The 1,609-nt window shown below is 53.6% G+C and carries 1 pseudogene; it reads left to right on the top strand.

Annotation, left to right across the window (positions count from 1 at the left end):
* Nucleotides 1–205: 205 nt before the first annotated feature.
* Nucleotides 206–1,609 (top strand): annotated as a pseudogene (locus ACXJ7R_RS32090) (hypothetical protein); the annotation flags it as partial.

Genomic DNA, 1,609 nt, shown 5'->3' on the forward strand with positions numbered 1-1,609 from the left:
GTGCCGCAGCGCTCAAGTTGCCCAGGAATCTACTGCCCAAAACAGGCAGCTTTCTGAAGAATTAGCTAATCTCCAAACCCAGCTTCATGCATTTACAACGAGCACGGTCTGGCGCGCAACTTGGCCGATCCGTCATGTTTTTGCCGCGATACCAGCTCCGATACGGCGGTATGGAAGGCGCGCACTAAAGTTGGGTTGGTGGGTCGTGACGTTCCAACTGCCGAAAAAACTTGCTGAGCGCAGAGAAGGAATGTTTGCTACCGCGGAGGCACTTCCCCAGCCACTCGTGGCCGGAACAAAGAGTACAAACCAAGCTAGACGTTGTCCCCCCGATTTGGAGAAGCTCATCTCAGCTAGCTTCGACGAACCCTGGTACGATTACAAGTACGCACTGACTGCGAGAAAACTTCGTGGCTTAGATCACTACTGCACGATCGGGGCTAAAGCGGGATACTCCGCAAATGCTGCTTTTGATGAAGAGTTTTACCTCTCTGGCAATCCCGATGTCGCCAAGGCAGTTCAGGAAGGGTCGTTTCTTTGCGGCTTTGAACATTACATTAGGTACGGACGCGCTGAGGGGCGTAGCGGTCAAGGCCGGCTGCCGCACGACTATTCGCATCTTCAACCGATGTTTGACGAAGATTGGTACGATCGGACCTACGAGTTAAAGGACCAGGAATTACATGGATTCGCTCATTATTTGGCCAAGGGTGGCCGCAGCAGTTATTCTCCGCACGCAGACTTCGATGAGCAATTTTATTCGGCGTTTTACCCTGATGTCGGGTTGGCCATTTCCTCTCGCAAATATCTTTGCGGTTTCGAACACTACGTTCTCGTGGGTCGAGCCGAAAACCGTCTGACCAAACATAACCTTACGAAAATCTTGGACGTACGCCATCCGAGCCTCACCGATCCGGTCGGTATTACTCAGGCACGTTCCATCGAACGTCGGATCGCGCCGATAGCGGCGTGCTCGGGCGCAGACGAGGAGAGTTATTGGATCCTGGTTCCCACGCTTGACCCAGACATCTTCTTCGGTGGATACAAAGCACTTGTTGAGTTGGTTGTGGGATTGGCTTCGCTGAAGCGCCCGATAACCATCGTCATTTGTGCTCAGGATGATGACGGTTCTTATTTTAGGTACTGGATCACGCGACAGATCCGGCTCGCTGTAGCCTTCGGGACTGTCCGGATTGTCAACGGTCGACGTCTCAAAGCGCCACTATGTCTATCGCCTACGGATAAGATTTTCGCCTACTCTGCCTGGGAAGCGCACCTTGCGCACCAGATGGCAGCGCATGTCAAAAGTGGGTTATTCGCCTGGCTTGTGCAAGAATATGAGCCGATTTTCCACGATTACTCGGCAGAGCACGCCATCGTCGCGAATGCCTATCAGCTAGCACACTATCCGATCTTCAATTCGACCGAGTTAAAGGATTACTTCCAGCACCACAGGCTCGGTATTTTCTCCGGCGATCGGACGCCGTCGCGAGGACGCGATTTCGCGGTGTTCGAGCACGTGTTGACCAAGCTTCGGGCGCCAACCTTGGCCGATCTGAAGGGCCGACCATCGAGGACTCTAATCTTCTACGCGCGGCCGGAAGCACAC

It is taken from the genome of Mesorhizobium sp. P5_C1 (genome assembly GCF_054049815.1).